The sequence below is a fragment of the Ruegeria discodermiae genome (assembly GCF_030758345.1).
Lineage (GTDB): Bacteria > Pseudomonadota > Alphaproteobacteria > Rhodobacterales > Rhodobacteraceae > Ruegeria_C.
Map to the genome: position 1 here is coordinate 742149 of NZ_JAVAMO010000001.1, position 25125 is coordinate 767273.

Below are 25125 nucleotides of genomic sequence, written 5' to 3' on the forward strand. Positions count from 1 at the left end.
TTAATCGGCGGCGAGTTCACAGCCCCGAAAAGGACATTGCACATGAAAACCGGCACAAAACTCCCCGACGTCACGTTTCACACCCGGGTGCGCGATGACGCGATTGAGGGACCAAACCCGTTCCGCTGGCAGGATGTGACCAGCGCCGATTACTTTGCCGACAAACGAGTTGTTCTGTTTTCGCTGCCCGGTGCCTTCACCCCCACCTGCTCGACCTATCAACTGCCCGGATTCGAAAACGGCCATGCTGATTTCGTCGCCCAGGGCATCGACGAGATCTATTGCCTGTCGGTCAATGACAGCTTTGTCATGAACAAATGGGCCGAGGCGCAGAAGCTGAAATACGTCAAGGTCATCCCCGATGGCTCGGGCGAGTTCACCCGAAAGATGGGCATGCTGGTCGACAAGGACAATCTGGGCTTCGGCATGCGCTCGTGGCGTTATGCGGCCATCGTCACGGACGGTGTGGTCGAGGCCTGGTTCGAAGAGCCCGGCCTGATGGATAACTGTCCCGAGGATCCCTATGGTGTCTCCTCGCCGGAAACGATGCTGGCCTATCTGGCCGAGCAAAAACAGCCGGAGCTGGCATAAGAACAAGGCCCGCCATTTTTGGCGGGCCTTTTGCTGTCCGGGGGAAAGCGGCGGGTTCAGCCGATCATGGCATCCGCTTCGCTTGCCATCTCGTAATGTCGCTTGAGCCGCTGCAGCGCGATACGCAGTACGATCTTGCCCGAGCGGGCCGACCAGCCCAAGTGCTTTTCCGCCAGTTCCAGCCCTTCGAGGTAGCAACAGCAGCGCAGCGCCACCTCGCTCAACCCCGGCCCCAGATCGCTGAGCGCGCGGGTGACCCGGTCGCGCGCGGTCGATGACCCGCTGCTGAGCGGATCTCTACGGCGGTCACCGCCAGATTTCCCGGCCAGAAACCCATCCCAGCTCTGGGTGACATTGGGGCCGATCTGCGCCAGTTCGAAATCCTCGCGCAGCCGCTCACCGGCGCGCACCAGATCGTCGGCCAGAAACGGTTTGCCGTCACGGTCCTTGCGCCGCGCCAGCGCGGCCAGCGGGCTTTCGGCCATCCCATAGCGCATCTTGCGCCGGCCTGGCGCCTGCCCCGGTCTCTCCATTTCCGCGCGGCCAGCAGGTCCGGTGAAACCGGCCTGCGCCTCGGCCAGCCCGTCTTCGCGGGCGCGGCGGGCGCGGTTTTCGGCCTCAGCCAGCAATTGCCCCAGCGCGGCCCGCCCGGCAGCGGTGATCCGGTAGCGGCAGATTCGCCCCGGCTTGTCGCAGGAGATCCAGTCATTGAGGGCCAGCGCCTGCGCGATTGCCGCCGCAACCACAGCCGTGCGCGTGTTGCCCGCCGGTCCGCTGTCACGCACGACAACCGCCTTGTCCATATCCTCGGCCACGGCCAGCACCGCCCCGGTCTCGCATAGCCGCCGCAGCACCCGCGCGGCTTCGTGATCGAACATCGCCTTGTCGACGGGCTGCTCACTCTCTGCCCGCGGGTCGCTTTCCCATTGCATGTCGGTCGGGCTGGGCTTCTGGCGCGGCTGGCAATGCGACGTGGCCAGGTTCTGCAGCGCCGCATCCACCAGCGGATCATCCCGACGCAGTTCGACCTTGCGAATCTGCCGCAGCACCGTCGAGGCGTGGCAGCCTGCCACACGCGCAAGCTCGCGGATGGAATGTCCTGCTTCGGTATGCGCGAGATAGCGCCGGGCGCCTTCTGGAACCCATGCCGGAACAAAAAAGCCGGACCCGTCATTCATCATATCGTACCCTTATTTTGTCATCCCTTGGTGCCCCGCCACGTCCCCTGAAAAACAAAAACAACCTATGGGAGCATTTGTTACCTGTTTGTTAAGGACGAACCTATGGGGAAACTATTGTTTAAAATTGATAAACAGGATTGAACCCAAAGAACGGTTAAAACGCCCACTCGGCAACACTCGTAAAAGTTGTGCAACAAATGACGCAACAACGCACAAACCAAGAGGGATCAACCATGCAAGACCTGACCACGATGCTGTCCACGCTCCGCCGCCCGCGCCTGTTGATTCGGGCAGCCCGGCACGGCGTGCAGGAATACAGCCGCGACCGCCATCTGCCGCGCATTCTGGGCTATGGCACGCTGCCACGCCCGGCGGCGACGCTGATGCGGCTGATGGAGCTTGAGCGGGAACTGAATGAGCAACGGCGCAGCGATGATGCGGGCTATTCCGTCATCCGCCATCTGGATCTGCTGATCGCCATGATGGGTGAGGCGCAGCTGCTGAAGGCCAGCCGCGCCCCGGTCTGAGAGACCTTACATGAAGGCGTCGGGCATCGAGGCCTTCTTTTCGTCGATATAGGCCTTGAGCGCCTCGGAGATGGCCGGGTCGAGCATCGGCTGCTGGTAGTTGGCTAGCAGATACTCGACCCGCTCGCAGGCCAGCATCCGCGTATCGCGCGCGCCCTCTTCCTCCCAGGTTTCGAACGGCTTGTAGTCCAGCAGATCGGATTTCCAGAAAGCGGATTTGAAGTTGGCCTGGGTATGGGCGCAACCCAGATAATGCCCGCCCGGACCTACCTCGCGGATGGCATCCATGGCCTGCGCTTCTTCATCCACAGACACGCCCTTGGCCAGCCCGTGCAACGCGCCCAACTGGTCGGCATCCATCACGAATTTCTCGAAATCGGCAACCAGACCGCCTTCCAGCCAGCCGCAGGAATGCAGCATGAAATTCACGCCTGCCAGCAGCCCCATATTGAGCGAGTTCGCGGTTTCATAGGCCGCCTGCGCATCGGGCAGTTTAGAGCCGCAGAAAGAACCCGCCGAACGGAACGGTAGCCCCAGACGCCGGGCCAACTGCCCCGCACCATAGGTGACCATGGATGCCTCGGGTGTGCCAAAGGTTGGGGCGCCCGAATTCATGTCGATCGAGGACACAAACGCCCCAAAGATCACCGGAGCACCGGGACGGATGATCTGACTATAAGCGATGCCCGCCAACACTTCGGCCAGCACCTGTGTCAGCGTCCCCGCGACCGAGACCGGCGCCATCGCACCGCCCACGATAAAGGGCGAGACGATACAGGCCTGGTTGTTGCGTGCATAGACCTCAAGCGCTCCCATCATCACGTCATCGAAGGTCATCGGCGAGTTGATGTTGATGAGCGAGGTCATCACCGTGTTGTCCTGCACGAACTCCTTGCCGAACAGAATGCCACACATATCCACCGAATCCTGCGCCCGGCTGGGATCGGTGACCGAGCCCATGAAAGGCTTGTCGCTGAGCGTCATATGGGCATGCAGCATGTCCAGATGGCGCTTGTTCACCGGCACGTCGGTCGGCTCGCAAACCGTGCCGCCGGAATGGTGCAGCCATTTCGACATGTAGCCCAGCTTCACGAATTTGTTGAAATCCTCCATCGTCGCATAGCGACGACCGCCACTGGCATCGCGCACGAAGGGCGGCCCGTAGACCGGGGCCAGCACCAGGTTGCGCCCGCCGATCACCACCGATTTCTCGGGGTTGCGGGCGTGCTGGGTGAACTCTTTCGGGGCGGTGGCGCAGAGCTTTCTGGCCAGTCCACGCGGCAGGCGTACCCGTTCGCCATCCACATCGGCCCCGGCCTCGCGCCAGCGCTCAAGCGCTGCGGGGTTATCGACGAAATTGACGCCGATCTCTTCCAGCACGGTTTCGGCGTTGGCCTCGATGATGTCGAGCGCCTCTTCGGTCAGCACCTCGAAATTCGGAATGTTCCGCTCGATATACTTAGCGGTCTCGATCCTCACCGCCGAGCGCTCGGCCCGGCGCGCTGCCCCGCCGCCGCCCCGGCCCCTGCGGCGCGCTGCTGCTTCTGCCATGGGTCATTTTCCCCTAAACTGCGTATTTATTTCACTTCTAACGGCTGTCGCGCCCCGCCCGCCGAAAGATAGCGGCGCAATAGGGGGAAAAGCGACATGGGCGGAGTAACCATGGCATTCTAGCGGCTATTCCTGTCCGCACTCATCACAAGCGTCAGGAGGGCAAAGCTCGGCGTTGCGTATTACATAGAATTCGCTGCGCGGCTTCGCATGGGCCTTGCAGAGAGGCGCAGTATAACGATCAAACCGCGTTCGCCGATCTTTCGAGCGTACAGGTGCCGCGACAACTGCCGGTTTGCTACACGGCATGGCGACACAGCGCCGCTTTCTACTATTTCCGGTGTAGACCCTGTAATGTGCGATATGACTCGAACAGCCGCATTTCGGTTTCCCGCCAGCCTTTGTCACTGACACGCGATAGTAGTTCTGCCTGTTCTGTTGATAGACAACCGTCTTGCATTCGTCGCGCGCCTTGTCATCGATCAGATTGCGCGAGGCATTTACAAAGAAGGGCGCCGTGAATCGGGACCGATTATGGGTCCCGCAAAGCGGGATGATGAACACGGTGCCGTCCAGTTGCTTTGGTTTGTAAAGCTCAGTTGCCGATTTGCGCTCAACTTTGACGAAAACGACATGTGCCCCGTCTTCGGCCTTCTTGCTGCACCCCATATAGGAGCAGTTCACCTGCGCCGCCAACCCAGCACCGCTGTAGATTTTCCAGTGATTCAGCCACGATCCGCAACCGCATCTGGGGCGCTTGGCCGAGCCTTTCTTGTTCATCACCGGGTGTCGATCGGAATATTCCTTCTGACACCCATCCAGTCCGTATCCGGTTTTCTTCGCCATCTATTCATATCAAACTGCTGAAACCAATGCCTTTTAGCCTACCACAATTTCCCTTAGCCTGCATCAAACGCACTCACAGATCGTTTTGCATCGTGACCACCTGCCCGCTCACGCCAGTCTCAACCCAGCCCAACTTGGCATAGAACCTGCGTGTTGCCGACATGCCCGCATGGGTGCGCAGGATCAGCCGGTCATATCCTTCGCCCCGCGCCATCTGTTCCGCCAACCGCATCAATTGCCCTCCGATCCCGGCGCCCTGCGCCTCGGCAGAGACCGCGACATTGGCGACCATCAGAGCGTTTTCCTGCTTTACTAGAACAATGACACCCAAAAGCGCCCCCGCCCGTTCGGCCAGTTGCACGATGTCATCACGAATATGCGCATCGAGCCCCTCGGTCACGTCCGGGATACCGCTCAGCCGCGCGCGTTCGGCGGCATAGGCGGAGGCAATGACCTCGACCAGTAGAGGAAGATCACCATGCGTGGCCGCGCGCAGTCGAATATCCGTCATCACCCTCTCCTCGCCCTGCGTCCAAACTGCCTGAAATCCCTTGCGCTTGCCAGTTCCGCAACCTAGTAGCTGGGCCATGAGCCAGACATCCCATGACCGCCTTCTCATCATCGACTTCGGCAGCCAGGTCACGCAGTTGATCGCCCGCCGCCTGCGCGAGTTGAACGTCTATTGCGAGATTCATCCCTATCAGAACGTCACGATGGATTTCGTGCGCCGGATGGGACCGAAAGCCGTGATCTTTTCCGGCGGTCCTGACAGCGTCACGCGCGAGGGCAGTCCGCGTGCGCCGCAGGAGATCTTTGACTATGGCGTGCCGATTCTAGGCATCTGCTATGGCCAGCAGGTGATGATGCAGCAGCTTGGCGGCAACGTTGAAGGCGGCAAGATTTCAGGCGGCGGCGGTACAGCCGAATTTGGCCGCGCCTTTGTCACGCCGGAAGGTACCCTGCCGCTGCTTGAGGGCTGGTTTGCGGATGGGGATGAGCAAGTCTGGATGAGCCATGGCGATCATGTCAGCCAATTGGCGCCCGGCTTTGCGGTCTACGGCACCTCACCCAACGCGCCTTACGCGATCACCGCCGATACCCAGCGCAATTTCTACGCTGTCCAGTTCCACCCCGAGGTGCATCACACGCCGCGAGGCGCGAAGCTTTATGAAAACTTCGTGCGTCTCGCCGGGTTCACCGGCGACTGGACCATGGGTGCCTATCGCGAACAGATGATTGAGGAGATTCGCGCGCAGGTGGGCGACAAGAAGGTGATCTGCGGCCTCTCTGGCGGCGTCGACAGCTCGGTCGCGGCGATTCTGATCCATGAGGCGATTGGTGACCAACTCACCTGCGTGTTTGTCGATCACGGGCTCTTGCGCAAGAACGAGGCGCAGGAAGTCGTCGCCATGTTTCGCGACAATTACAACATCCAGCTGATCCATGCCGATGAATCCGAGCTGTTCCTGGGCGAGTTGGACGGCCAGTCCGACCCTGAAACCAAGCGCAAGATCATCGGCAAACTGTTCATCGACGTGTTCCAGAAACACGCCGACACAATCGATGGGGCCGAGTTCCTCGCCCAAGGCACGCTCTACCCCGACGTCATTGAATCGGTGAGCTTTTCCGGCGGCCCCTCGGTCACCATCAAAAGCCACCACAATGTCGGCGGGTTGCCCGAAAAGATGGGCCTGAAACTGGTCGAGCCGCTGCGCGAGCTGTTCAAGGACGAGGTCCGTGCCCTGGGCCGCGAGTTGGGCCTGCCACAGAGCTTCATCGGCCGCCACCCCTTCCCTGGCCCTGGCCTGGCAATCCGCTGCCCCGGCGAAATCACCCGCGAAAAGCTGGAGATTCTGCGCGAGGCGGATGCGATCTATATCGACCAAATCCGCAAGCACGGGCTCTATGATGAGATCTGGCAGGCGTTTGTGGCGATCCTGCCGGTACGCACCGTCGGCGTGATGGGCGACGGACGCACCTATGACTACGCCTGCGCCCTGCGCGCGGTGACCTCGGTGGATGGCATGACGGCGGATTACTACCCGTTCAGCCACGAGTTTCTCGGCGAGACCGCGACGCGCATCATCAACGAGGTCAAAGGCATCAACCGCTGCACCTACGACATCACCTCAAAACCGCCCGGCACCATCGAGTGGGAATAGGGCCGCCATAGACAATCAAAAAAGGGAATCTGATTTGAATACGCAACCCTTTCAACTCGGGGATGTTCCTTGGGGTGATACCGAGATGGTCGAGGCCTATCCCGAGTTCAAGGAAGTCTATGCCCGCAAGCCGGTGTCGGACAATACCGGCGGTATGAAAGCCCCGCATGCCTTTCTCACTTGGTTCATGCTGTCCCGGCTGAAACCCGATCTGATTGTCGAAAGCGGCGTCTACAAGGGTCAGGGAACCTGGTTGATTGAACAGGCCTGCCCCTCAGCACGACTGATCTGTCTGGACATCAATTTCGGAACCCTGACCTATCGCAGCAAAACGGCGGACTATATCGAGCGCGACTTCTCACTGATCGATTTCACCAGCGAGGATCTCAGCAACGCCTTATGCTTCATCGACGATCACCAGAACGCGCTTATGCGCCTGCAACAGATGAAATGGAAAGGCTTTCGTCAGGCCATTTTCGAAGACAACTACCCAGTTCGGTTTGGCGATTGTTATTCGCTCAAACATGCGGCCTCCGGCGCCGGGTTCGATGCGCCGCCGCCCCCGGCGAAACCTCTCGGCAAACGGCTCCGGGCGGCTCTGGCATCCGATCCACTGACCGACCGACTTATCGAGAGCGTACCGGCCAATGAGACTCACCGCAGGGAACTCGAACAGAATCTTGAGGTTTACTACGAAGGGCCACCGCTTTTTGGCGCTGAGACCACACGCTGGGGCGACGCTTGGACTGGCGATGCCTTCCCGACCAAGGCCCCACTGTTTAATGCAACCAGCGAGGATCCTCTGAAATCCGAAGCTTTGGACTATACGTGGATGTGCTACGTCCGGTTCAAATGATATCTGCGCCGGCTTCGCAAAGACCCGAAAAACCGGCCACAGGTTCAGCGGAGGGTTAAGAATTGGTGCTTCAAAGACTGAAGAGGTCAATCGACAAACGCCGACGAGCTAAGGAACCCAAGTATTACGGGCTGAATGATCTCGACAAGAAGATGGAGGCCTATCTTGACTATGATAACGGCTTCTTTGTCGAGCTGGGGGCCAATGACGGTATAAACCAGTCTAACACATACCGCTTGGAACGCACGCGCGGTTGGCGCGGCGTTCTGGTGGAACCAGCGCCGCATAACTACCTGAAGTGCCTCGCCCTGCGAGGAGAGAACAACTCCGTGTTCTGCGGTGCCTGTGTCGATTTTGAATATTCGGATCGGTTTGTGGAGATGGTGTATTCCAATCTCATGAGCGTCAGTCTTGGTATGGAGAGCGCGCTTGATGACCCGATGGAGCATATCGAGCGGTCGAAGGTTCATTTGCCAAAATCTGAAACGAATTTTCGTTTTGGCGCAATTGCGCGAACCCTTGACGCGATCCTTACCGAAGCCGGTGCCCCTGAGCGGATCGACTTTCTTTCATTGGATGTCGAAGGAGTTGAGATTCCCGTGTTGAAAGGCATTCGTCACCAGAAATACCGTTTCAACTACATGCTGATCGAGCATAAGGATTTTGATCAATTGTCCACGTATCTCGGGCAGCACGGCTATTTGTTTGAAGCACAATTGTCCCACCACGATTACCTCTTCAAAGATGCTACCCATGTCGACGAAAACCCACTTGCGTCTGGCGTCTGATACGATGCCCTTAAGCGCAGCATGCAATCATAAAGCGCTGTCCGTTGGCCGCGGCTAACGTATTGCGCGCGGCGCTGTGGATGACCGGCGCGATCGCCTCGTTCACGCTGATGGCGGTCGCGGGCCGGGCGACGGCCAGCACGCATGACACGTTCGAAATGATGATGTATCGCAGCGTGATTGGCATAATCATCGTCTGCGCAGTCCTCACCTGGACTGGAACCTGGCACCGGGTCAGTCGCGACCGGCTTGGGCTGAACATGGCACGGAATCTGGCGCATTTTATCGGACAGAACCTCTGGTTCTACTCGCTGACGCTGATTCCGCTGGCGCAGGTCTTTGCGCTTGAGTTCACCACACCGCTTTGGGTGATTCTTCTGGCGCCACTGTTGCTGGGCGAGCGGATCACGCTACCCAAAGCGCTGGCGGTCGGGCTGGGGTTTCTGGGCATTCTCGTTGTTGCACGCCCCGGCGCGACACCGCTCAATTCAGGAATAGCGGCGGCGGCAAGCTGCGCGATTTTCTTCGCGCTCACGATGATTGCCACCAAAAGGCTGACCCGTACCGAAGGCATCGGCAGCATCTTGTTCTGGCTCACAAGCATGCAGCTGGTTCTGGGTCTGGTCGCCTCGGGCTATGACGCAGAGATCGCCCTGCCTACCGCAGCAACGATTCCCTGGCTGATTCTCATTGGTGTTTGCGGGCTGACTGCGCATTTTTGCATCACCAAAGCGCTCGCCATCGCACCCGCAACGATTGTGGTGCCATTCGATTTTGCACGGCTACCGATCATCGCTATCGTCGGCGCGCTAATTTATCATGAACCTATTGATTTATTTGTATTTATCGGCGGAATTATGATACTTTCAGCCAACTATGTTAACGTTAAAACTTCCCTAGCGTAACTGACGCAGATAGATCACAAAAAAGAAAACTTTGCCGTTAGGTCAGAGTTGACCGTGAAAATTACGTTCTGTTAGCCGACACTGCGTAAATAATAGCACTCACAAAAACCCGCCAAAAAACAGGGACAGCACAGGTCATGAAAAAACCACTCATAGCGTTGGCTGCGGCAGCGCTCTCGCCCACATTGGCATCTGCCGGAGGACTTGATCGTAGCGGTCAGGGCATCAACATTATATTTGAGGAGGGCGACGCGCTGCTGGCTGCGCTGGCATTCACCAGCCCAAGGATCAGTGGGTCTCAGGCCGGTACAAATTCCGGCAATGTCGGAAAGAATTTCTTTTCGCCTGAACTGGCTTACAAGAAAGCGCTGAACGACAAGTGGGATGTCGCACTGATTTACGACAAACCGTTTGGTGCGGATATCGCATATTCGCCAAGTTACATCCTGTCGAACTTTCCACCGGTACCCGGCGGACCTGTCGACCCCAACACCCGGTTGTCCGCCGATGCTGATACCGACGCATTGACCGGATTGGCACGTTACAAGTTTAACAACGGTTTCAGCGGAATCGGCGGTGTGCGGCTTGTTCGAAGCACGACGAAAGTTACCGTGCCGGCTGTTGGGAACTATGAAGTCGAGTCGGACGCTCAGTACGACTTTGGCTATGTTGTTGGCGTTGCCTGGGAGAAGCCGGAGATAGCGGCGCGTGTCGCGCTAACCTACAATTCGAAGGTGACGATTGACTTCGATCAGACAGAAACAATCGGTGTTGCCGGTATTACTGTTAACAGCCAGTCGCAAGTTGAGCTTCCACAATCAGTTAATCTAGATTTTCAGACTGGTGTAGCACAAGACACGCTGGTCTTTGGCACAATCCGTTGGGTCGACTGGCCGCAGCTGGAGTACGATCCACCTAATTACCCGTTCACAGAGCCACTTGTTAGCTACGAAGACTCTATCTGGACCTTTTCGCTGGGCCTCGGGCGTTCCTTCACAGATGAGTTTGCTGGAGCGATCACGGTTGGATACGAACCGTCAAACGACGTGCCCCAGTCCAATCTTAGCCCGACAGACGGTTTCTGGAATATTGGCATTGGCGGGACGTACACTCTTGAAAATGCAAAGATATCGGGGGGCATCCGCTACACTGATATCGGAGATGCTACCACCACGACCGGTGGTGAGTTCAAAGACAACCATGCTTGGAGCGTGGGTTTCCAAGTGACTTACGCGCTGGGAAATAGCTGAGTTCATCAATCACTCAGCCAGCTTAAACCCGCCGGTCCCTCCGGCGGGTTTTTCTTTGCTTTGGCCGGCCCGCCCACGCACACGCAAGATTGACCCCGCTTGCGCGGCGCTCTAGCTAGGGTCAAAATTCGGGACTGCGGGATATGCTTTACACTTCAGCTCAGGACTGGCGCAATGCGCCGCGCAAGAAGGTGCTGTTCTTTGGTATGTCCGGTTTGGGCAAGACCCATCTTAGCAATATCCTGAGGGCGGGTGGCGACTGGTTTCATTACTCGATCGATTATCGCATCGGTACTCGGTATATGGGCGAGTACATCACCGACAATGCCAAAGCGCAGGCGATGAAGGTGCCCTTCTTGCGCGATCTGCTCTTGTCGGATTCGATCTATATCGGCTCAAACATCTCGTTCCAGAATCTCACACCGGTTTCGGCCTATCTGGGCAAGCCCGGAGATCCTGACAAGGGCGGGCTGGCCATTGATGAATATCGCCGTCGCCAGGAGCAGTTCCGGCAGGCTGAAATCCATGCGCTGCTCGATACGCAATATTTCATCGACCGGGCCGAGCGGCTTTATGGCTATCCCAACTTTATCTGCGACACGGGCGGCTCGATCTGCGAATGGATCGATCCTGACGATCCCAAGGATCACGTGCTGTCCGAGCTTGCAAAGGATACGCTGATGATCTGGCTCAAGGGGGATGAGGCCCATACCGACGAGTTGATCCGCCGCTTCGACAAGGACCCGAAACCGATGTCCTATCAGGCGGAGTTTCTGACCGAGATGTGGGAGTGTTACCTGTCCGAACAGGGCTGCGCACCCGATGCGGTGGACCCGGATGCCTTTGTGCGCTGGACCTATTCCAAGGCGCTGGCCCACCGGCAGCCGCGTTATGAGGCGATGGCGCGCAACTGGGGACTTACGCTGACCGCCGATCAAGTGTCCACGGTGAGGGACGCGGCGGATTTTGACGCGCTGATCGGCGACGTGCTTGCGCGCTGATCAGCCGCCGCAGGCCGCCCGCACCTGCCAGATCGCCCCTTGCGCATTCAGCAGGCTATAGCCCGCCCTGTACGCCCCATCGGGGTCCACAATGGCGATGGCACGTCCCTGCCCCAGCAGGTTCAGAAACGGCGCTGAGGGCGGCAGATCACTGGTCAGCTCTCCGCGTCTGTTATGAAAGGCCAGCGGATAGGCGCGCCCATCGATGCTGATCTGAAACACGCCTTCGCGCGCCTTGAGACCGTAGAGCATCAAGTAACCGCCCCTCCCCGGCACACATTGATAATACAGCCCCTGCCCGCTGCCATCCGGCGCGGCCAGCCCGGCCGACCAGGTTTGGCCATCCGCAGCCATTCCTGCCGCCCAGCCCTGCGCCACGGGCGCTGCCGTTTGCGGCACATATTGAGGTTCGCTGCAGAGCCTGCTCACGCATTGGTGATAAATCGGGCTATGGGCACCCGGAGAGTTTGCCAGACAGCGCCAGATGCAGCGTTGCAGTTCCATGGGATCGCCGTGCTGCGCCATAACAGGTGGCGCACACAGCATCAGCGCCAAAAAAACCAATCTTTTCATTCCGGTCCCCTCTCGCCGGTCTGTCTCTGATTGAGAGGCCACAGTCCCGCTCTGTCAAGCGTTACGAGGCTTGGCACCACCGCCCACCCGGACTATCTAGCGCAGACACACACGCAAAAGAGCCCCTGTCATGCCTATCAAGATCCCCTCAGACCTGCCCGCCTTTGACGTCCTCAGCCGCGAGGGTGTCATGGTCATGGCCGAGGATCAGGCCGCGCGTCAGGATATCCGCCCGTTGCGCATCGGCCTGCTCAACCTGATGCCCAAGAAGATCCAGACCGAGAACCAGTTCGCCCGACTGATCGGCGCGACTCCCTTGCAGATCGAGCTCAGCCTCATCCGCATGTCTGAACACCGCACCAAGACCACCGCCGCCGATCACATGGCCGAATTCTATCGCCCCTTTCAGGAGGTCAAGGACGAGAAGTTTGACGGTCTGATCATCACCGGCGCCCCGATCGAGCATCTGGAGTTCACCGACGTCACCTATTGGGACGAACTGGTCGAGGTGATGAACTGGACCCAGACCAATGTGCATTCCACCTTCGGCGTCTGCTGGGGCGGGATGGCGATGATCAACCATTTCCACGGCGTCAGGAAACACATGCTGGATGCCAAGGCTTTCGGCTGTTTCCGGCACCGCAATCTTGCGCCCGCCTCGTCCTTCCTGCGCGGGTTCTCGGATGATTGCGTGATCCCGGTCAGCCGCTGGACCGAGATGAAGCAGGAGGAGATCGACGCGGCCGATGGCCTGCGCACCTTGTTGGGCAGCGATGAGGTCGGCCCCTGTCTGGTGCGCGACAAGGCCCATCGCGCGCTCTATATCTTCAACCATTTCGAATATGACAGCGACACGCTGAAACAGGAATATGACCGCGACGTTGCCAATGGCACGCCGATCAACGTGCCGCAGAACTACTACCCCGATGACGACCCCTCGCAAGAGCCGCAGAACCGCTGGCGCAGCCACGCCCATCTGCTCTATGGCAACTGGATCAGCGAAATCTACGAGACCACGCCCTTTGACATCAGCCGAATTGGCCTTAGCTCGACTGATTTGAGGGCCTGAGCGGAGATGCGCGTGCTGGTGATCATCCTACTTGTTCTTGGCGCCTTCTGGGCGCTGACCCTCTGGCTCGCCAGCCGCAATGAGGCGCGGGCCGAGGCCAGCCATCCGCCACGCGGCGAGTTGCTGCAGGTGGACGGCCATCAGGTCCATGCCGAAGTGATGGGAGACGGCCCCGATGTGGTGCTGATCCACGGCTCGAACGGCAATACCAACGACATGACCTACCGCCTCGCCCCGGCGCTGGCCGACCGCTACCGGGTCATTGTCTTTGACCGCCCGGGCCTGGGTTATTCCGATCCGCTCAATCCCAAAGGCGCGACGATCACCGAACAGGCGACCCAGTTGATGAAGGCCGCAGAGCAGCTTGGCGCGGACAAGCCCATCGTGGTGGGACAAAGCTATGGCGGCGCGGTGGCCTTGGCCTGGGCGGTAACCCATCCTGACCATATTGCGGCCCTGGTGCCGATTGCGGGCGCATCGAACCCCTGGGACACCGAGTTGGAGCTGTTCTACAAGCTCACCGCCAACCCGATCGGTGCGGCGGTGGTGAACCCTCTGATCACGGCCTATGTTCCGCAGTCGGTGGTCGAAGATACATTTGTCGATGTCTTCGCCCCCAACCCGATGCCCGAGGATTACGCCGATCATTTCGGTCCCGGCCTCAGCCTGCGGCGCGAGTCCCTGCGCGCAAACGCGCTGCAACGCTATAACCTGCTGGGCGAGATCGAGGAACTGGCACCGCATTACCACGAAATCTCGGTCCCGACCGAGATCGTGCATGGCACCGACGACACGGTTGTGGGGCTGGAAATTCATTCGCAGACGCTGGCTGAACAGATCCCCGACGCCGTGCTCACCAGTCTGGAAGGCGTAGGCCACATGCCGCAGCATGTCTCGGTCCCCGAAGTGGTTGACGCAATTGATCGTGCCGCCGAACGGGCGGGTTTGCGTTAAGCCCCTTAACATTCCATAGTGCGTGTACGAGCAATTCAGGAGGCACGGAATGTCTCGCAAAAACAAGGGCGAAATCGCCAAGTTCATCGCCGAGGACGCGCCCGGCCATCTGCGCAAAGCGCTGGAAAAGGCCGCCAAGGACGACATCATCACCGATAGCTACCCTTACGCGGAACGCATGGGCCGCAAAGCCTATGACACGCAGATGGAGGCGCTGCAGATCGAGCTGGTGAAACTGCAATCCTGGATTAAGGAAAGCGGACAGCGCGTCGCGGTGATCTTCGAAGGGCGCGATGCCGCCGGCAAGGGCGGCACCATCAAGCGGCTGCGCGAAAACCTCAACCCGCGCGGCGCGCGGGTGGTGGCGCTGACCAAGCCTTCGGATACCGAAAGCAGCCAATGGTATTTCCAGCGTTATATCGAACATCTGCCTTCGGCCGGGGAAATCGTGTTCTTTGACCGCAGCTGGTACAATCGCGGCGTGGTCGAGAAAGTGTTCGGTTTCTGCACTGATGAAGAGCGTGAGCGGTTCTTCCGCCAGGCTCTGCCTTTGGAAGAAGGCCTGGTGAATGACGGGATCAAGCTGTTCAAGTTCTGGCTAAACGTGGGGCGTGGCGAACAATTGCGCCGCTTCCGCGACCGCGAAACCGACCGGCTGAAGCAATGGAAACTCAGCCCCATCGATGTGCAGGGCCTCGGCAAATGGGACGCCTATACCAGTGCCATCGGCGAAACCCTGACCCGCAGCCATTCCGGGTTCTCGCCCTGGACCATCGTGCGCTCGGATGACAAGCGGCGGGCAAGGATCGCTGCTATCCAGACGGTGCTGCAGGGGCTGGATTACGAAGACAAGGACGCCGATGCGGTTGGTACCATCGACGCCAAGATCTGCGGGGGTCCCGATATCTGGGATGGCTAAACGCGGCTATCATCACGGCAACCTCAAGCAGGCCCTGATTGAAGGCGCGCTGGTACTGATTGAGGCGCGTGGACCCACCGGCTTTACCCTCTCCGAGGCCGCCAAGACCGCTGGCGTGACCCCGGCAGCGGTCTATCGCCATTTTGAAGGCCGCGAGGACCTGATCGCCGAAGCCGCCCGGCAGGGATTTGAGATGTTCGCCGACCTGATGCAATTCGCCTATGACAAGGGCCAGCCCTCGGCCTTGGCGGCCTTCGAGGCGACGGGCCGCGCCTATCTGGCCTTTGCCCGCAAACATCCCGGCCATTACATCGCGATGTTCGAAAGCGGTATCTCGGTCAACCGCACCCCCGCACTGGCCGACGCCGCCGCCCGCGCCAAGGCGGTGCTGGAGAAAGCCGCGCAAGAGCTGTCAGAACACATCCCGCCGGAGAAACGCCCCCCCGCCTCGATGGTCAGCGCCCATATCTGGGCCATGAGCCACGGCGTGGTCGAGCTTTACGCCCGCAACACCGGCACCGCCTCGCCCTTCCCGCCCGAGGATCTGCTGGAATCGGGCGTGGGAATTTACCTGCGCGGTCTGGGGCTGATCTCGCCCGACGATTAAGGCTGGAACCGTGAGCGGGTCTGCCCGGCGCGCAGATCGGCGCTGACATTGATCAACTCCATCTCGCCCATGCCCTTGATGTCGTAAGCGCCGATGTCTGAGACCTGAAACTCGTCGATCAGATCGTATTTCATCGACTCGGGTGCGACGATCTTCATCGGGTGGGCGAAAATCTGTAGCCGCGCGGCCATGTTCACCGCCGGGCCAAACACGTCGTAGACGTATTTCTGGATGCCCACGACCGAGCCCACCGCGGCCCCCGATCCCAGACCGATCCGAGCGCGCCATTTATGCGGGTGGCTTTCGTTGCGCCGCTCCAGATAGCGCAGGAAGCGAATGGCGCAATGGGCCACCGCCGTGGCGTGATCGGGGGTTTCGTCGGGCATGCCCGAGACCGCCAGATAGGCATCGCCAATGGTCTTGATCCGCTCGCAGCCATATTGTTCGACGATCCGGTCGAAGGCGGTGAAGATGTCATTCAACTCGCCCAGCGTTATCGTGGGATCGGTCTTGGCGGCGAAATCGGTGAAATCGACGAAATCCAGCATCACCACCGAGACATTCTTGTAGAGCTGCGGCGTCACGACACCAAAGGTCTTGAACTCCTCATAAACCGAACGCGGCATGAGGTTGAGCAGCAACCGCTCCACCCGCTCTTTTTCCCGCTCCAACTCGCGGGTATTGCGCTCGACCATGGTCGAGTAGCTGTCGATCATAGTCTCCAGCTCGCGGATGCGGGTGATGTTCTGGCATTCCACGATCAGCAGCGGCTCTTCGGTGCCGCTGGTCAGCGAGATATTGACCGCAAAGATCAACGTCCGGCGGCGCGGCTTGATCTCAAGCTCGGCGGAGTAGCGCTGGCCGGTTTCGCGCACCTGATCCAGAGCGTCCGCGTCCAACTCTCCCAGGACCGAGGTCAGCGTGGCGTCGGCGTCGGGCGCGCCGAACCATTCCGCAAAGGGCTCATTATGGAAGACCAGGCGCAAATCCGAGGCCCGCGCCAAGGCCACACCGACGCCAATCGCCCGCAGCAGATGCTCGTTGATGGCCGAAATGCTCATCCCACCTCGCGGGTCACGATGACCGAGCGCTTGGCTTCGACGGCAGCCAATGCGATATCGACATCACCGGGAGACATGCCATGTTCCAGCAAAGCCTCGCCCAGCAGACGCGCCACCTCGTCAAAATGATCATGGGTGATGCCCAGTGGCCTATGCACCACCTCAAGCCGGTCGTCGCTGAACGAGGCCGGCCCGCCCAGAAGCGATGAAATGAACTTGGTCTGATGATCAATCAGGCGCGGCATGTCGATATCATCGAAATGATGGCCGATCTCTTCGGACTCCAGCACCATCTCGTAGAAGTACAGGACCACCCGGCTCACGGTTTTGAAACCGCCATGCTTTTCGTAGATTGACTGCGCCATCCCTGATGCCCTGATCCGCCCGCCCGGGCTTGAGCCTCAACGATAGGTCACTTCGCGCAAAATGTTAAACATTTTGAACATTTGCCGGATTTTCACCTTCCGGTTGCACCTGCGAGGCATCGCCAGATCGGGGCAAAAAGAAAGGCCGCGCATCGCTGCACGGCCTCTCAAAATGATCGGATGGCTCCGGCTTAACGCTTCGAGAACTGGAAGCTCTTACGCGCTTTGGCCTTACCGTATTTCTTACGTTCCACAACACGGCTGTCGCGGGTCAGGAAGCCTGCGGCTTTCAGAGCGCCACGCAGCGACGGATCGTAGAGTTGCAGCGCCTTCGAGATGCCGTGCTTGACCGCACCGGCCTGACCGGTCAGGCCACCGCCCTTGACGGTTGCGACCACGTCGAATTCACCTTCGACACCTGCCACCTGCATCGGCTGGCGCAGGATCAGCTGCAGAACCGGGCGCGCGAAATACACGTCCTGGTCCTTGCCGTTCACGGTCACCTTGCCGGAACCGGGCTTGATCCAGACACGGGCAACCGCGTCTTTACGTTTGCCGGTGGCGTAGGAGCGGCCCAGCTCGTCCCGCACGGGCTCGTGTGCAACAACTTCTTCGGCCACGGTTTCAACGCCTGCAACGGCGCTCAGCTCTTCGAGAGTATTGATCTGATCAGCCATCGGTCATTAGCTCCGGGTGTTTTTCTTGTTCATGGACTTCACGTCCAGAACTTCGGGCGCTTGCGCCTCGTGGGGGTGTTCGCCACCGGCATAGACGCGCAGGTTGGTCATTTGCTGGCGCGACAGGCGGTTGCCCGGCAGCATGCGCTTGACCGCCTGGGTCACGACGCGCTCGGGGTGTGCACCCTCGAGGATCTGCTGCTTGGTGCGCGACTTGATGCCGCCCGGATGGCCGGTGTGCCAGTAGAAGTTTTCTTCGCGCTTCTTGCCGGTCATCTGGATTTTGTCAGCGTTGATCACGATGACATTGTCGCCCATGTCCATATTCGGGGTGAACGACGCTTTATGCTTGCCACGCAGGCGCATGGCGACGATCGAGGCAAGACGGCCCAGAACAACGCCCTCGGCGTCGATCAGAATCCACTTCTTGTCGATGTCTGCAGGTGTTGCAGAAAAGGTTTTCATGGCAGGATAGTCCTGTTTGATGTGAAAGACCGCCCCCGTGCGGAGCGGCCCGAATTCGATGGAGGGGGTTTAGACCTGACAGACATGCGGGTCAATACATTGAAACCTAATTTTTCGCCACATTAACAAAGGATTACAAAATAGGTATTATTTTACCCCATACTTCATCCTGTTTTCCTGCCCTATCTTTAGGCTATTGGTCAGCACATCACAGGAACCACTGCCGGAGGCCCGGATGACTGCCCTGAATGAAACCCTTGCCAGATATGGCGCGGCGTGGCGGGAAAGCGATCCCGACAGGCGGCTGGCGCATCTCGCGGCCTGTTTTGCCGAGACGGGCCGCTATGTCGATCCAAGCGCGGATGTGACCGGGCGCGGCGCACTCAGCGATCACATCGGACAGGTTCTGGCAGAGTTCGGTGGCCGGGTGGAGCTGACCAGCGCGCCGCAGCACCATCACGGCACGGTCCATTTCAAGTGGCATATGGTGGCAGGTGACGGCTCGGTCATGATTGCGGGGCGCGATTTCGCCCGTCTGGATGCGAAAGGCCAGATCGCCGAGCTTGTGGGGTTCTTTGGTGAGCCTGAGGCGTTGGGATAAAAGCTCAGACCCCGATCCGTTCGGGCGGATTGTCCAGTAGGTGGCGCAGGCGAGTCATGGCGGCCTCGAACGTCGCAAGGCTGACACCGGCATTCACTGCCAGCCTGACCGCATGCGGGGTTCGCGTGGTGCGGCAGGCAAACTCCTCGGCCGAACGGATCTGGATGCCCTCGGCCTCGGCCGCACGGCAGAAAGACGCTGCGCGCCAGCCCTCCGGCAAGGTCAGCCACAGAAATGGCACCGGAGGGCGCCAGCTCAGTTGATAAGCCCCCAGGATATTCACCGCCGCCTTGATGTAGTCACCGGTCACGCGCTGCAATTCCTCCAGCATGGCGTCCAGTTGCGGGTGGGCCAGCAGTTTTGCGGTCAGATCGATGAGCGGGGTGGCCAGCCCGAAGAACCCGTGCTCAGCCGCCCGGCGCAGGTCGGCGATATGCCCGTCCGGTGCAACAGCGACCCCGATGCGCAGCGCAGGCGTGATGGATTTGGAGATCGAGTTCACGAACCAGGACCGTTCCGGCGCCAAAACGCGGTAGCTCGGCGCATCGGCGGGCATGTGGCGATAACAATCATCTTCGAGAATAGAGAAATCACGCTGTCGGGCGACCCGAACCAGCGCCTCGCGCCGTTCCAGCGGGGTGAAGAGGCAGGTGGGGTTGTGGACCTCGGGCGAGGTGCAGAAGATTTGCGCATCATGGGCGCGCGCGGCGGCGTCCAGCGCGGCGGGTATGACGCCATGTTTGTCCATGGCAACCGGCACCACCTCGGCGCGCAGCAGATCAGCGGCCCGTCTGAAGCCGGGATAGGACAGTTCCTCGACCAGGATCGCCGGGCGCCTGCCCCGCAGCACCGCCTGCATGATAAGCGAAATGGCATTCTGGCCGCCATTGGTCAGAACCACATCACCTTCCCGAATACGCCCGATCGGCGCGCGCGACAGCCATTGCACCGCCGCCCGCCGCGCCGGCAGCGAGCCGGCACGGCTGGGATAATGCATGAGGCCCGAAGGCGGGTCCTGCGCGATCTCACCCAGCAAATGCCGGATTAGTTTCGACTGGCCGACGCCGGGCAGATGCGGCGAGAAGAGGTTCACGGTGTACCCGTCACCACCCTCGCTATTATGTGCAATCACATCGACCTCGATGGGAGCAACACCCACCTGATCGGTCTTGGGCGGCGCCACAAATGTGCCCCGCCCCACCTCGGCTTGTAACAATCCTTCATCGGTAAGTATCGTGTAAGCCCGCGCAACAGTGCCAGGCGTGATGCTCAATTGATACGCCAATTCGCGCACCGGCGGCAGCTTTGCACCGGGTTGCAACACCTTGTCTTCGATTGATTTTCTGATTGTGTCGGCCACCAGTTTATACTTGGGGCCTTTCTCGCGCGGCAGGGTGTCGGGCCAAATTGTACCCATTACAATCTTTCCTTTGATTTGACACAATGCAAAATGTATCCATACACCATATCCTCTATTATTCGCATTGTGTCAATACAATTGAAAGGACCCTGCCATGACACACGCTTCGCAAAACCCAGCCCTGACGCTCCTCAACGCCAGCCCCCGGCTGCCGCTGCTGGCCGCCCTGGCGGTCCGTTTTGCAGCGACAGTGACACGGTGGGAACAACGGCGCCGCACCCGCGTCAATCTCAGCTATCTCGATGATCGGCTTCTGTCGGATGTCGGGCTGACCAGATGGCAGGCCGACCGGGAAGCGGCGCGCCCCTTCTGGGATTGCTAACCAACTCCCCGTCCCAATCCGGGACCTCTGACTGGCCGGGCTTTGCCCGGCCTTTTTTCAGCCCGCCTGCGCTGCAGCAGACCCAACCGGCGGGATCGAATAGGTCATCGTGGCGCGCGCAACCGGCGCGTCGCTGCCCTCGGACAGGATCAGAACATCGCCCACCGCAAGGCTGCGCCCGAGCTTGAGCAGGCGACATTGCGCGATCATCGGCACGTCCCCGCGCGGCTTGCGCATGAAATCCATCGAACAATTCGTAGTCACCGCCAGCGCCTGCCGCCCCAGCCGCGCCAGCACGATCGCATAGACGCTGACATCGGCCAGCGCGAACATCGACGGGCCCGACACCGTGCCACCGGGACGCAGATGCCGCTCGGCGGTGAGCAGCCGCATGGTCACGCCATCCTCGGACAGCGCATCGATTGCGAAATCCTCGCGCACCTGCGGAAAGATCTCAGCCAGATACTCTGCCAGTTCTTCCTTGTTCATCTTCAGCGACATGCTTCCCCTCCGCCCTGCTGGGGCATAGAGTTGGCGCGGAACAGGGGTGAGGACAAGATGGCAATTCTGGAACGACATGACAAAGAGGCTGTGGCGCATCTGCGGCTGAACGCGCCCGAGCGGCTCAATGCGCTGTCAGACGAGATGCTGGCCGCGCTGCAGGAGACGCTGGAGCGGATCGGCGAAGACAAGACCGTGCGCGCGGTGGTCCTGTCAGGGGCTGGCAAGGCTTTCTGCGCCGGGCATGACCTGAAACAGATGACGGCGGGACGGCAGAACGAGGATGGCGGTAAAGCTTATTTCAAGGACCTGTTCGACCGCTGCGCCCGGATGATGATGACCGTGCAGGCGATCCCGCAACCGGTGATCGCGCAGGTCCACGGGATTGCCACCGCCGCTGGCTGCCAATTGGTGGCGACCTGCGATCTGGCCATCGCTGCCGAGGAAACCCGATTCGGCGTCAATGGCGTGAATATCGGCCTGTTCTGCTCAACCCCCATGGTTGCGCTGACCCGCAACATTCCCCGCAAGCAGGCGTTCGAGATGTTGACCACAGGTCAGTTCATCGACGCCCCCCGCGCGGCCGAACTGGGCCTGATCAACCGCGCCGTGCCTGCAGACACGCTGGCAGACGAGACCAGCGCATTGGCGCAGACCCTGACCCAAAAGCTTGGCGTGGCTGTGAAAATCGGCAAACGCGCCTTTTACGAGCAGCTTCAGATGCCGCTGGATCAGGCCTATGCCCATACCGGAAACGTCATGGTAGAGAACATGCTGCACCGCGATACTGAAGAGGGTATTGCCGCCTTTATCGAGAAAAGACCCCCCGATTGGAACCAATGAGTGTAACGTCACACAATTATTTTAGCATTGTTTCGAAATTCGCGCTTTTAATCTGGGCGAGACTGTGTCAAAGCTAGGGCATGGCGACAGCCAAGGATAGTTTTGGGTCGTTGTAGGTGGAAGGTCCCTCCTGGTCAGTTCTCTCGCTGACTTCGACATTCCCGCCACAACGACCCCAAATCCTCCCTCCCCTTGAATTCGCTTCTGATCGTCGCTGGCGGCGTTGCGTCTGCGCGCGCCCTGCCCTATGTGGCAGCCCATGACAGAGAGATTGCATATCGTGGGCGGCGGCATGGCCGGGTCCGAAGCGGCCTGGCAGGCGGCGGAAATGGGCGTTCAGGTGGTGATCCACGAAATGCGACCAAAGGTTGGCACCTTTGCCCATCAGACCGGCAATCTGGGCGAGATGGTCTGCTCGAACTCGTTCCGCTCGGATGATGATGAACAAAACGCCGTCGGCCTGCTGCATTGGGAGATGCGGGCGGCACATGGCCTGATCATGGCCAGCGCCGATCAGCATCGCCTGCCCGCGGGCGGCGCGCTGGCGGTGGACCGCGAACCGTTTGCCGAAACCGTCACTGCGCGGCTGCGCGCCCATCGCAATATCAGCATCTCGTCTGAAGAAGTCACCGAACTGCCCAAGACGGGCCAATGGATCTTTGCCACCGGCCCGCTGACCTCGCCCGCCCTGGGCGCGGCGATCCGGGCCGAGACCGGGGCCGAGGCGCTGGCCTTTTTCGACGCCATCGCCCCCATCGTCTATGCCGAGAGCATCGACATGGAAAAAGCCTGGATGCAGTCGCGATACGACAAGGGCGAGACCGAGGAAGAGCGCACCGCCTACCTCAACTGCCCGATGGACCGCGACCAGTATGAGGCGTTCATCGACGCGCTGGTGACTGCCGACAAGACCGAGTTCCACGAGGGCGAGACTGCGGGCTATTTTGACGGCTGCCTGCCGATCGAGGTGATGGCCGAACGGGGTCGCGAGACCCTGCGCCATGGGCCAATGAAGCCGGTGGGCCTGACCAACCCGCATCAGCCCGACGTGAAGGCCCATGCGGTGGTACAATTGCGCCGCGACAATGCGTTGGGGACGCTGTTCAACATCGTGGGCTTCCAGACCAAGATGAAATACGGCGCGCAGACGGATGTGTTCCGCATGATCCCCGGTCTGGAAAATGCCAGCTTTGCCCGGCTGGGCGGCATTCACCGCAACACGTTCATCAACTCGCCCACCCTGCTGGATGACCGGATGCGACTGCGGTCGCGGCCCAATATCCGCTTTGCCGGGCAGATCACCGGGGTCGAGGGCTATGTGGAAAGCGCCGCGATGGGTCTGCTGGCCGGACGGCTGGCAGCGGCGGATATTCTGGGCCGCCCTCTGGCCACCGCGCCGCAGGACAGTGCCATGGGCGCGCTGATCCATCACATCACCGGCGGGGCCGAGGCCAAGACGTTTCAGCCGATGAATGTCAATTTCGGCCTGTTCCGCCCGGTCGAGGGGCTGAAAGGCGGGCGCCGGGGTCGCAAGGACCGCTACAAGGCCTATACCGACCGCGCCAAGGCGGCCTGGCAGGGCTGGCTGGAGCAATGCGCGCTGGACGCCGCATGACGGGCGCGCTTATTCTTGGGCCATGTCAGATAAGTTCCTCGCCAAGACCTACGGGCTGAGCTCCGCCGAAGAAACCCGCGACCATTACGACAAATGGGCCGCCAGCTATGAAAGCGAGGTGGCCGAGAACGGCTATGTCACACCGGGCCGCATCGCTGACGCGCTCTGGAGCAAATTGCCTGAACCGCAGACACCGATTCTTGATTTCGGCTGTGGCACCGGCCTGTCCGGCCTCGCCCTGCGCGGCGCCGGGTTTGAGGTGATCGACGGCATGGACCCGTCATCCGAGATGCTGGAGGGCGCGCGGGCCAAATCCGCCTATCGCAATCTCCACCTGCTGGATATCAATGACCCGACACCCATTGCCAAGGGCGCCTATAAGGCGATCACGGCGATTGGCGTTCTAGGAACCGGCGCCGCCCCGCCAGCCACGTTCGACCTGCTGATGAATGCGCTGGATCGCGGGGATATGCTGGCTTTTTCGTATAATGACCACGCTTTGGCCGACAGGGGTTTTACCGGCAAGCTCAACGAATGGATCGATTGCGGCGCGGCGCGCCTGCTGTTTCGTGAATACGGCCCCCACCTGCCCGGTCAGGATATGGGCGCCGATGTCTACGTGCTTGAAAAAGCGTGAGCCTCACCACCCGTTTTGCGCCCTCGCCCACGGGACCGCTGCATCTGGGCCATGCCTATTCGGCGCTATTGGCCCATGACATGGCGCGCGCCGCCGGCGGGCGATTCCTGCTGCGCATCGAAGACACCGACACCAGTCGCGCCCGCCCGCAATGGGAGGAGCTGATCTACAAGGACCTCATCTGGCTGGGCCTGACATGGGAAGAGCCGGTCTTGCGCCAATCCGACCAGACCGAGGTCTATGACGCTGCGCTCAGCACACTTGCCGCTCGCGGGCTGATCTTTCCCTGTTCCTGTCGCCGTCGCGATATCCGCGCTGCCCTTTCGGCCCCGCAGGAAGGCGCGCCGCTGGCGCCCGGTGTCTATCCCGGCACCTGCCGCCACCGACCGATGAGCGACAGACAACCCGGAGACGCGCTGAGGCTGAACATGCGCGCCGCCGTGCAAAGCATCGACATGCCGGGATTCACAGAAGGCGGCGCGAAACATGCGGGCACGCATCGGCTGGACCCCGACCGGATGGTTACCGAAATCGGCGATGCGGTTCTGGGCCGGATCGAGATCGAGACAGTGTCTTACGTGCTGGCCTCGGTGGTCGATGACGCGGCGCAAGGCATCACCTGCATTATCCGCGGCGAGGACCTCTATCAGATCACCTTCCTGCAGGTTCTGCTTCAGGGCCTGCTGAGCCTGCCCACACCCGCGTATCACCACCACTGCCTGATCCGCGATGATCACGGCAAGCGGCTGGCCAAGCGCAACGACGCACGCGCCATTGCCAAATACCGCGCCGAGGGGGTCACCCCGCAGGATATCCGGCGGATGGTAGGGCTATAAAG

At 60.2% G+C, this 25125-nt stretch carries 29 protein-coding genes; 18 read left to right on the top strand and 11 right to left on the bottom strand.

Going from position 1 to position 25125, the window contains the following annotated elements; genetic code table 11:
• The first annotated feature begins 42 nt into the window (after nucleotides 1–42).
• A complete protein-coding gene (locus tag Q5Y75_RS03675; protein ID WP_306194462.1) occupies nucleotides 43–591 on the top strand; it encodes a peroxiredoxin in 549 nt (182 codons plus the stop codon).
• 56 nt (nucleotides 592–647) lie between these two features.
• On the opposite strand, the gene Q5Y75_RS03680 is transcribed toward Q5Y75_RS03675, so the two are convergent.
• Nucleotides 648–1769, bottom strand: a complete 1122-nt coding sequence (locus Q5Y75_RS03680) for a DUF6456 domain-containing protein (RefSeq protein ID WP_306194464.1) — start codon at nucleotides 1767–1769, stop codon at nucleotides 648–650.
• A gap of 236 nt (nucleotides 1770–2005) precedes the next feature.
• Here Q5Y75_RS03680 and Q5Y75_RS03685 point away from each other — a divergent pair, with 236 nt between their 5' ends.
• Nucleotides 2006–2299 carry a DUF6477 family protein gene (locus Q5Y75_RS03685; protein ID WP_306194466.1) on the top strand — a complete coding sequence of 98 codons (294 nt, stop codon included), beginning with the start codon at nucleotides 2006–2008 and terminating at the stop codon, nucleotides 2297–2299.
• Between the two features lie 6 nt (nucleotides 2300–2305).
• Here Q5Y75_RS03685 and Q5Y75_RS03690 read toward each other — a convergent pair whose 3' ends face one another.
• From Q5Y75_RS03690 to Q5Y75_RS03700, 3 genes are all read right to left on the bottom strand, one after another.
• Entirely contained in the window at nucleotides 2306–3850 is a 1545-nt protein-coding gene (locus Q5Y75_RS03690; RefSeq protein WP_306194467.1) for a trimethylamine methyltransferase family protein, read from the bottom strand.
• Between the two features lie 126 nt (nucleotides 3851–3976).
• Nucleotides 3977–4696, bottom strand: coding sequence for a hypothetical protein (locus tag Q5Y75_RS03695; RefSeq protein ID WP_306194469.1), 720 nt, complete (start codon nucleotides 4694–4696; stop codon nucleotides 3977–3979).
• 73 nt (nucleotides 4697–4769) lie between these two features.
• The gene (locus Q5Y75_RS03700) at nucleotides 4770–5207 is read right to left on the bottom strand and encodes a GNAT family N-acetyltransferase (protein WP_306194472.1); all 438 of its coding nucleotides are present in this window, start codon (nucleotides 5205–5207) and stop codon (nucleotides 4770–4772) included.
• Nucleotides 5208–5283: 76 nt separating this feature from the next.
• Here Q5Y75_RS03700 and guaA point away from each other — a divergent pair, with 76 nt between their 5' ends.
• From guaA to Q5Y75_RS03730, 6 genes are all read left to right on the top strand, one after another.
• Nucleotides 5284–6858, top strand: coding sequence for a glutamine-hydrolyzing GMP synthase (gene guaA, locus Q5Y75_RS03705; protein ID WP_306194474.1), 1575 nt, complete (start codon nucleotides 5284–5286; stop codon nucleotides 6856–6858).
• A gap of 34 nt (nucleotides 6859–6892) precedes the next feature.
• Nucleotides 6893–7714 carry a hypothetical protein gene (locus tag Q5Y75_RS03710; protein WP_306194476.1) on the top strand — a complete coding sequence of 274 codons (822 nt, stop codon included), beginning with the start codon at nucleotides 6893–6895 and terminating at the stop codon, nucleotides 7712–7714.
• A gap of 65 nt (nucleotides 7715–7779) precedes the next feature.
• The gene (locus Q5Y75_RS03715; protein WP_306195690.1) at nucleotides 7780–8502 is read left to right on the top strand and encodes an FkbM family methyltransferase; all 723 of its coding nucleotides are present in this window, start codon (nucleotides 7780–7782) and stop codon (nucleotides 8500–8502) included.
• Between the two features lie 44 nt (nucleotides 8503–8546).
• The gene (locus Q5Y75_RS03720) at nucleotides 8547–9407 is read left to right on the top strand and encodes a DMT family transporter (RefSeq protein ID WP_306194478.1); all 861 of its coding nucleotides are present in this window, start codon (nucleotides 8547–8549) and stop codon (nucleotides 9405–9407) included.
• A gap of 137 nt (nucleotides 9408–9544) precedes the next feature.
• Nucleotides 9545–10657 (top strand): transporter, encoded by a 1113-nt coding sequence (locus tag Q5Y75_RS03725; RefSeq protein WP_306194480.1) that lies wholly within the window; start codon nucleotides 9545–9547, stop codon nucleotides 10655–10657.
• 143 nt (nucleotides 10658–10800) lie between these two features.
• Entirely contained in the window at nucleotides 10801–11658 is an 858-nt protein-coding gene (locus Q5Y75_RS03730) for an ATPase (RefSeq protein ID WP_306194482.1), read from the top strand.
• Here Q5Y75_RS03730 and Q5Y75_RS03735 read toward each other — a convergent pair whose 3' ends face one another.
• Nucleotides 11659–12231 (bottom strand): hypothetical protein, encoded by a 573-nt coding sequence (locus Q5Y75_RS03735; RefSeq protein ID WP_306194484.1) that lies wholly within the window; start codon nucleotides 12229–12231, stop codon nucleotides 11659–11661. It lies immediately after the preceding gene.
• A 130-nt stretch (nucleotides 12232–12361) separates the two neighbouring features.
• Between Q5Y75_RS03735 and metA the strand changes: the two genes are divergently transcribed.
• Genes metA through Q5Y75_RS03755 form a run of 4 tightly spaced genes read left to right on the top strand, consistent with a single transcriptional unit; the run spans nucleotide 12362 to nucleotide 15780 of the window.
• The gene (metA, locus tag Q5Y75_RS03740) at nucleotides 12362–13300 is read left to right on the top strand and encodes a homoserine O-acetyltransferase MetA (protein WP_306194486.1); all 939 of its coding nucleotides are present in this window, start codon (nucleotides 12362–12364) and stop codon (nucleotides 13298–13300) included.
• A gap of 6 nt (nucleotides 13301–13306) precedes the next feature.
• Complete coding sequence (locus Q5Y75_RS03745; RefSeq protein WP_306194487.1) at nucleotides 13307–14254, top strand: alpha/beta fold hydrolase; 948 nt, start codon at nucleotides 13307–13309, stop codon at nucleotides 14252–14254.
• A 49-nt stretch (nucleotides 14255–14303) separates the two neighbouring features.
• Nucleotides 14304–15173, top strand: a complete 870-nt coding sequence (ppk2, locus tag Q5Y75_RS03750) for a polyphosphate kinase 2 (protein WP_306194488.1) — start codon at nucleotides 14304–14306, stop codon at nucleotides 15171–15173.
• Nucleotides 15166–15780, top strand: coding sequence for a TetR/AcrR family transcriptional regulator (locus Q5Y75_RS03755; protein WP_306194490.1), 615 nt, complete (start codon nucleotides 15166–15168; stop codon nucleotides 15778–15780). Before ppk2 ends, Q5Y75_RS03755 begins: the two co-directional genes overlap by 8 nt.
• On the opposite strand, the gene Q5Y75_RS03760 is transcribed toward Q5Y75_RS03755, so the two are convergent.
• The 4 genes from Q5Y75_RS03760 to rplM form a co-directional block, all read right to left on the bottom strand.
• Complete coding sequence (locus Q5Y75_RS03760) at nucleotides 15777–16841, bottom strand: adenylate/guanylate cyclase domain-containing protein (RefSeq protein WP_306194491.1); 1065 nt, start codon at nucleotides 16839–16841, stop codon at nucleotides 15777–15779. The genes Q5Y75_RS03755 and Q5Y75_RS03760 overlap by 4 nt on opposite strands.
• A complete protein-coding gene (locus tag Q5Y75_RS03765; RefSeq protein ID WP_306194493.1) occupies nucleotides 16838–17206 on the bottom strand; it encodes a group I truncated hemoglobin in 369 nt (122 codons plus the stop codon). Before Q5Y75_RS03765 ends, Q5Y75_RS03760 begins: the two co-directional genes overlap by 4 nt.
• A 191-nt stretch (nucleotides 17207–17397) precedes the next feature.
• Nucleotides 17398–17883 carry a 30S ribosomal protein S9 gene (gene rpsI, locus Q5Y75_RS03770; RefSeq protein ID WP_306194494.1) on the bottom strand — a complete coding sequence of 162 codons (486 nt, stop codon included), beginning with the start codon at nucleotides 17881–17883 and terminating at the stop codon, nucleotides 17398–17400.
• A gap of 6 nt (nucleotides 17884–17889) precedes the next feature.
• Entirely contained in the window at nucleotides 17890–18348 is a 459-nt protein-coding gene (rplM, locus tag Q5Y75_RS03775) for a 50S ribosomal protein L13 (RefSeq protein WP_306194496.1), read from the bottom strand.
• 235 nt (nucleotides 18349–18583) lie between these two features.
• Between rplM and Q5Y75_RS03780 the strand changes: the two genes are divergently transcribed.
• Nucleotides 18584–18949, top strand: a complete 366-nt coding sequence (locus Q5Y75_RS03780; protein WP_306194498.1) for a nuclear transport factor 2 family protein — start codon at nucleotides 18584–18586, stop codon at nucleotides 18947–18949.
• 4 nt (nucleotides 18950–18953) lie between these two features.
• Here Q5Y75_RS03780 and Q5Y75_RS03785 read toward each other — a convergent pair whose 3' ends face one another.
• Nucleotides 18954–20366 (bottom strand): aminotransferase-like domain-containing protein, encoded by a 1413-nt coding sequence (locus Q5Y75_RS03785; protein ID WP_306194499.1) that lies wholly within the window; start codon nucleotides 20364–20366, stop codon nucleotides 18954–18956.
• A 97-nt stretch (nucleotides 20367–20463) separates the two neighbouring features.
• Here Q5Y75_RS03785 and Q5Y75_RS03790 point away from each other — a divergent pair, with 97 nt between their 5' ends.
• Nucleotides 20464–20691, top strand: coding sequence for a DUF1127 domain-containing protein (locus Q5Y75_RS03790; RefSeq protein ID WP_306194500.1), 228 nt, complete (start codon nucleotides 20464–20466; stop codon nucleotides 20689–20691).
• A gap of 57 nt (nucleotides 20692–20748) precedes the next feature.
• Here the strand turns inward: Q5Y75_RS03790 and Q5Y75_RS03795 are convergent, their stop codons facing one another.
• Entirely contained in the window at nucleotides 20749–21192 is a 444-nt protein-coding gene (locus Q5Y75_RS03795; protein ID WP_306194501.1) for a PaaI family thioesterase, read from the bottom strand.
• 57 nt (nucleotides 21193–21249) lie between these two features.
• Between Q5Y75_RS03795 and Q5Y75_RS03800 the strand changes: the two genes are divergently transcribed.
• The 4 genes from Q5Y75_RS03800 to gluQRS all read left to right on the top strand — a co-directional run bounded on the left by Q5Y75_RS03800 (nucleotide 21250) and on the right by gluQRS (nucleotide 25123).
• Complete coding sequence (locus tag Q5Y75_RS03800; protein ID WP_306194502.1) at nucleotides 21250–22035, top strand: enoyl-CoA hydratase; 786 nt, start codon at nucleotides 21250–21252, stop codon at nucleotides 22033–22035.
• A gap of 259 nt (nucleotides 22036–22294) precedes the next feature.
• On the top strand, nucleotides 22295–23650 hold the full coding sequence (gene trmFO / locus Q5Y75_RS03805) for a methylenetetrahydrofolate--tRNA-(uracil(54)-C(5))-methyltransferase (FADH(2)-oxidizing) TrmFO (protein WP_306194503.1): 1356 nt from the start codon (nucleotides 22295–22297) through the stop codon (nucleotides 23648–23650).
• Nucleotides 23651–23672: 22 nt separating this feature from the next.
• Nucleotides 23673–24287, top strand: coding sequence for a class I SAM-dependent DNA methyltransferase (locus Q5Y75_RS03810; RefSeq protein ID WP_306194504.1), 615 nt, complete (start codon nucleotides 23673–23675; stop codon nucleotides 24285–24287).
• Nucleotides 24284–25123: a tRNA glutamyl-Q(34) synthetase GluQRS gene (gluQRS, locus tag Q5Y75_RS03815; RefSeq protein WP_306194505.1), complete on the top strand. Its 840-nt coding sequence runs from the start codon at nucleotides 24284–24286 to the stop codon at nucleotides 25121–25123. Before Q5Y75_RS03810 ends, gluQRS begins: the two co-directional genes overlap by 4 nt.
• The last annotated feature ends 2 nt before the right edge of the window (nucleotides 25124–25125 follow it).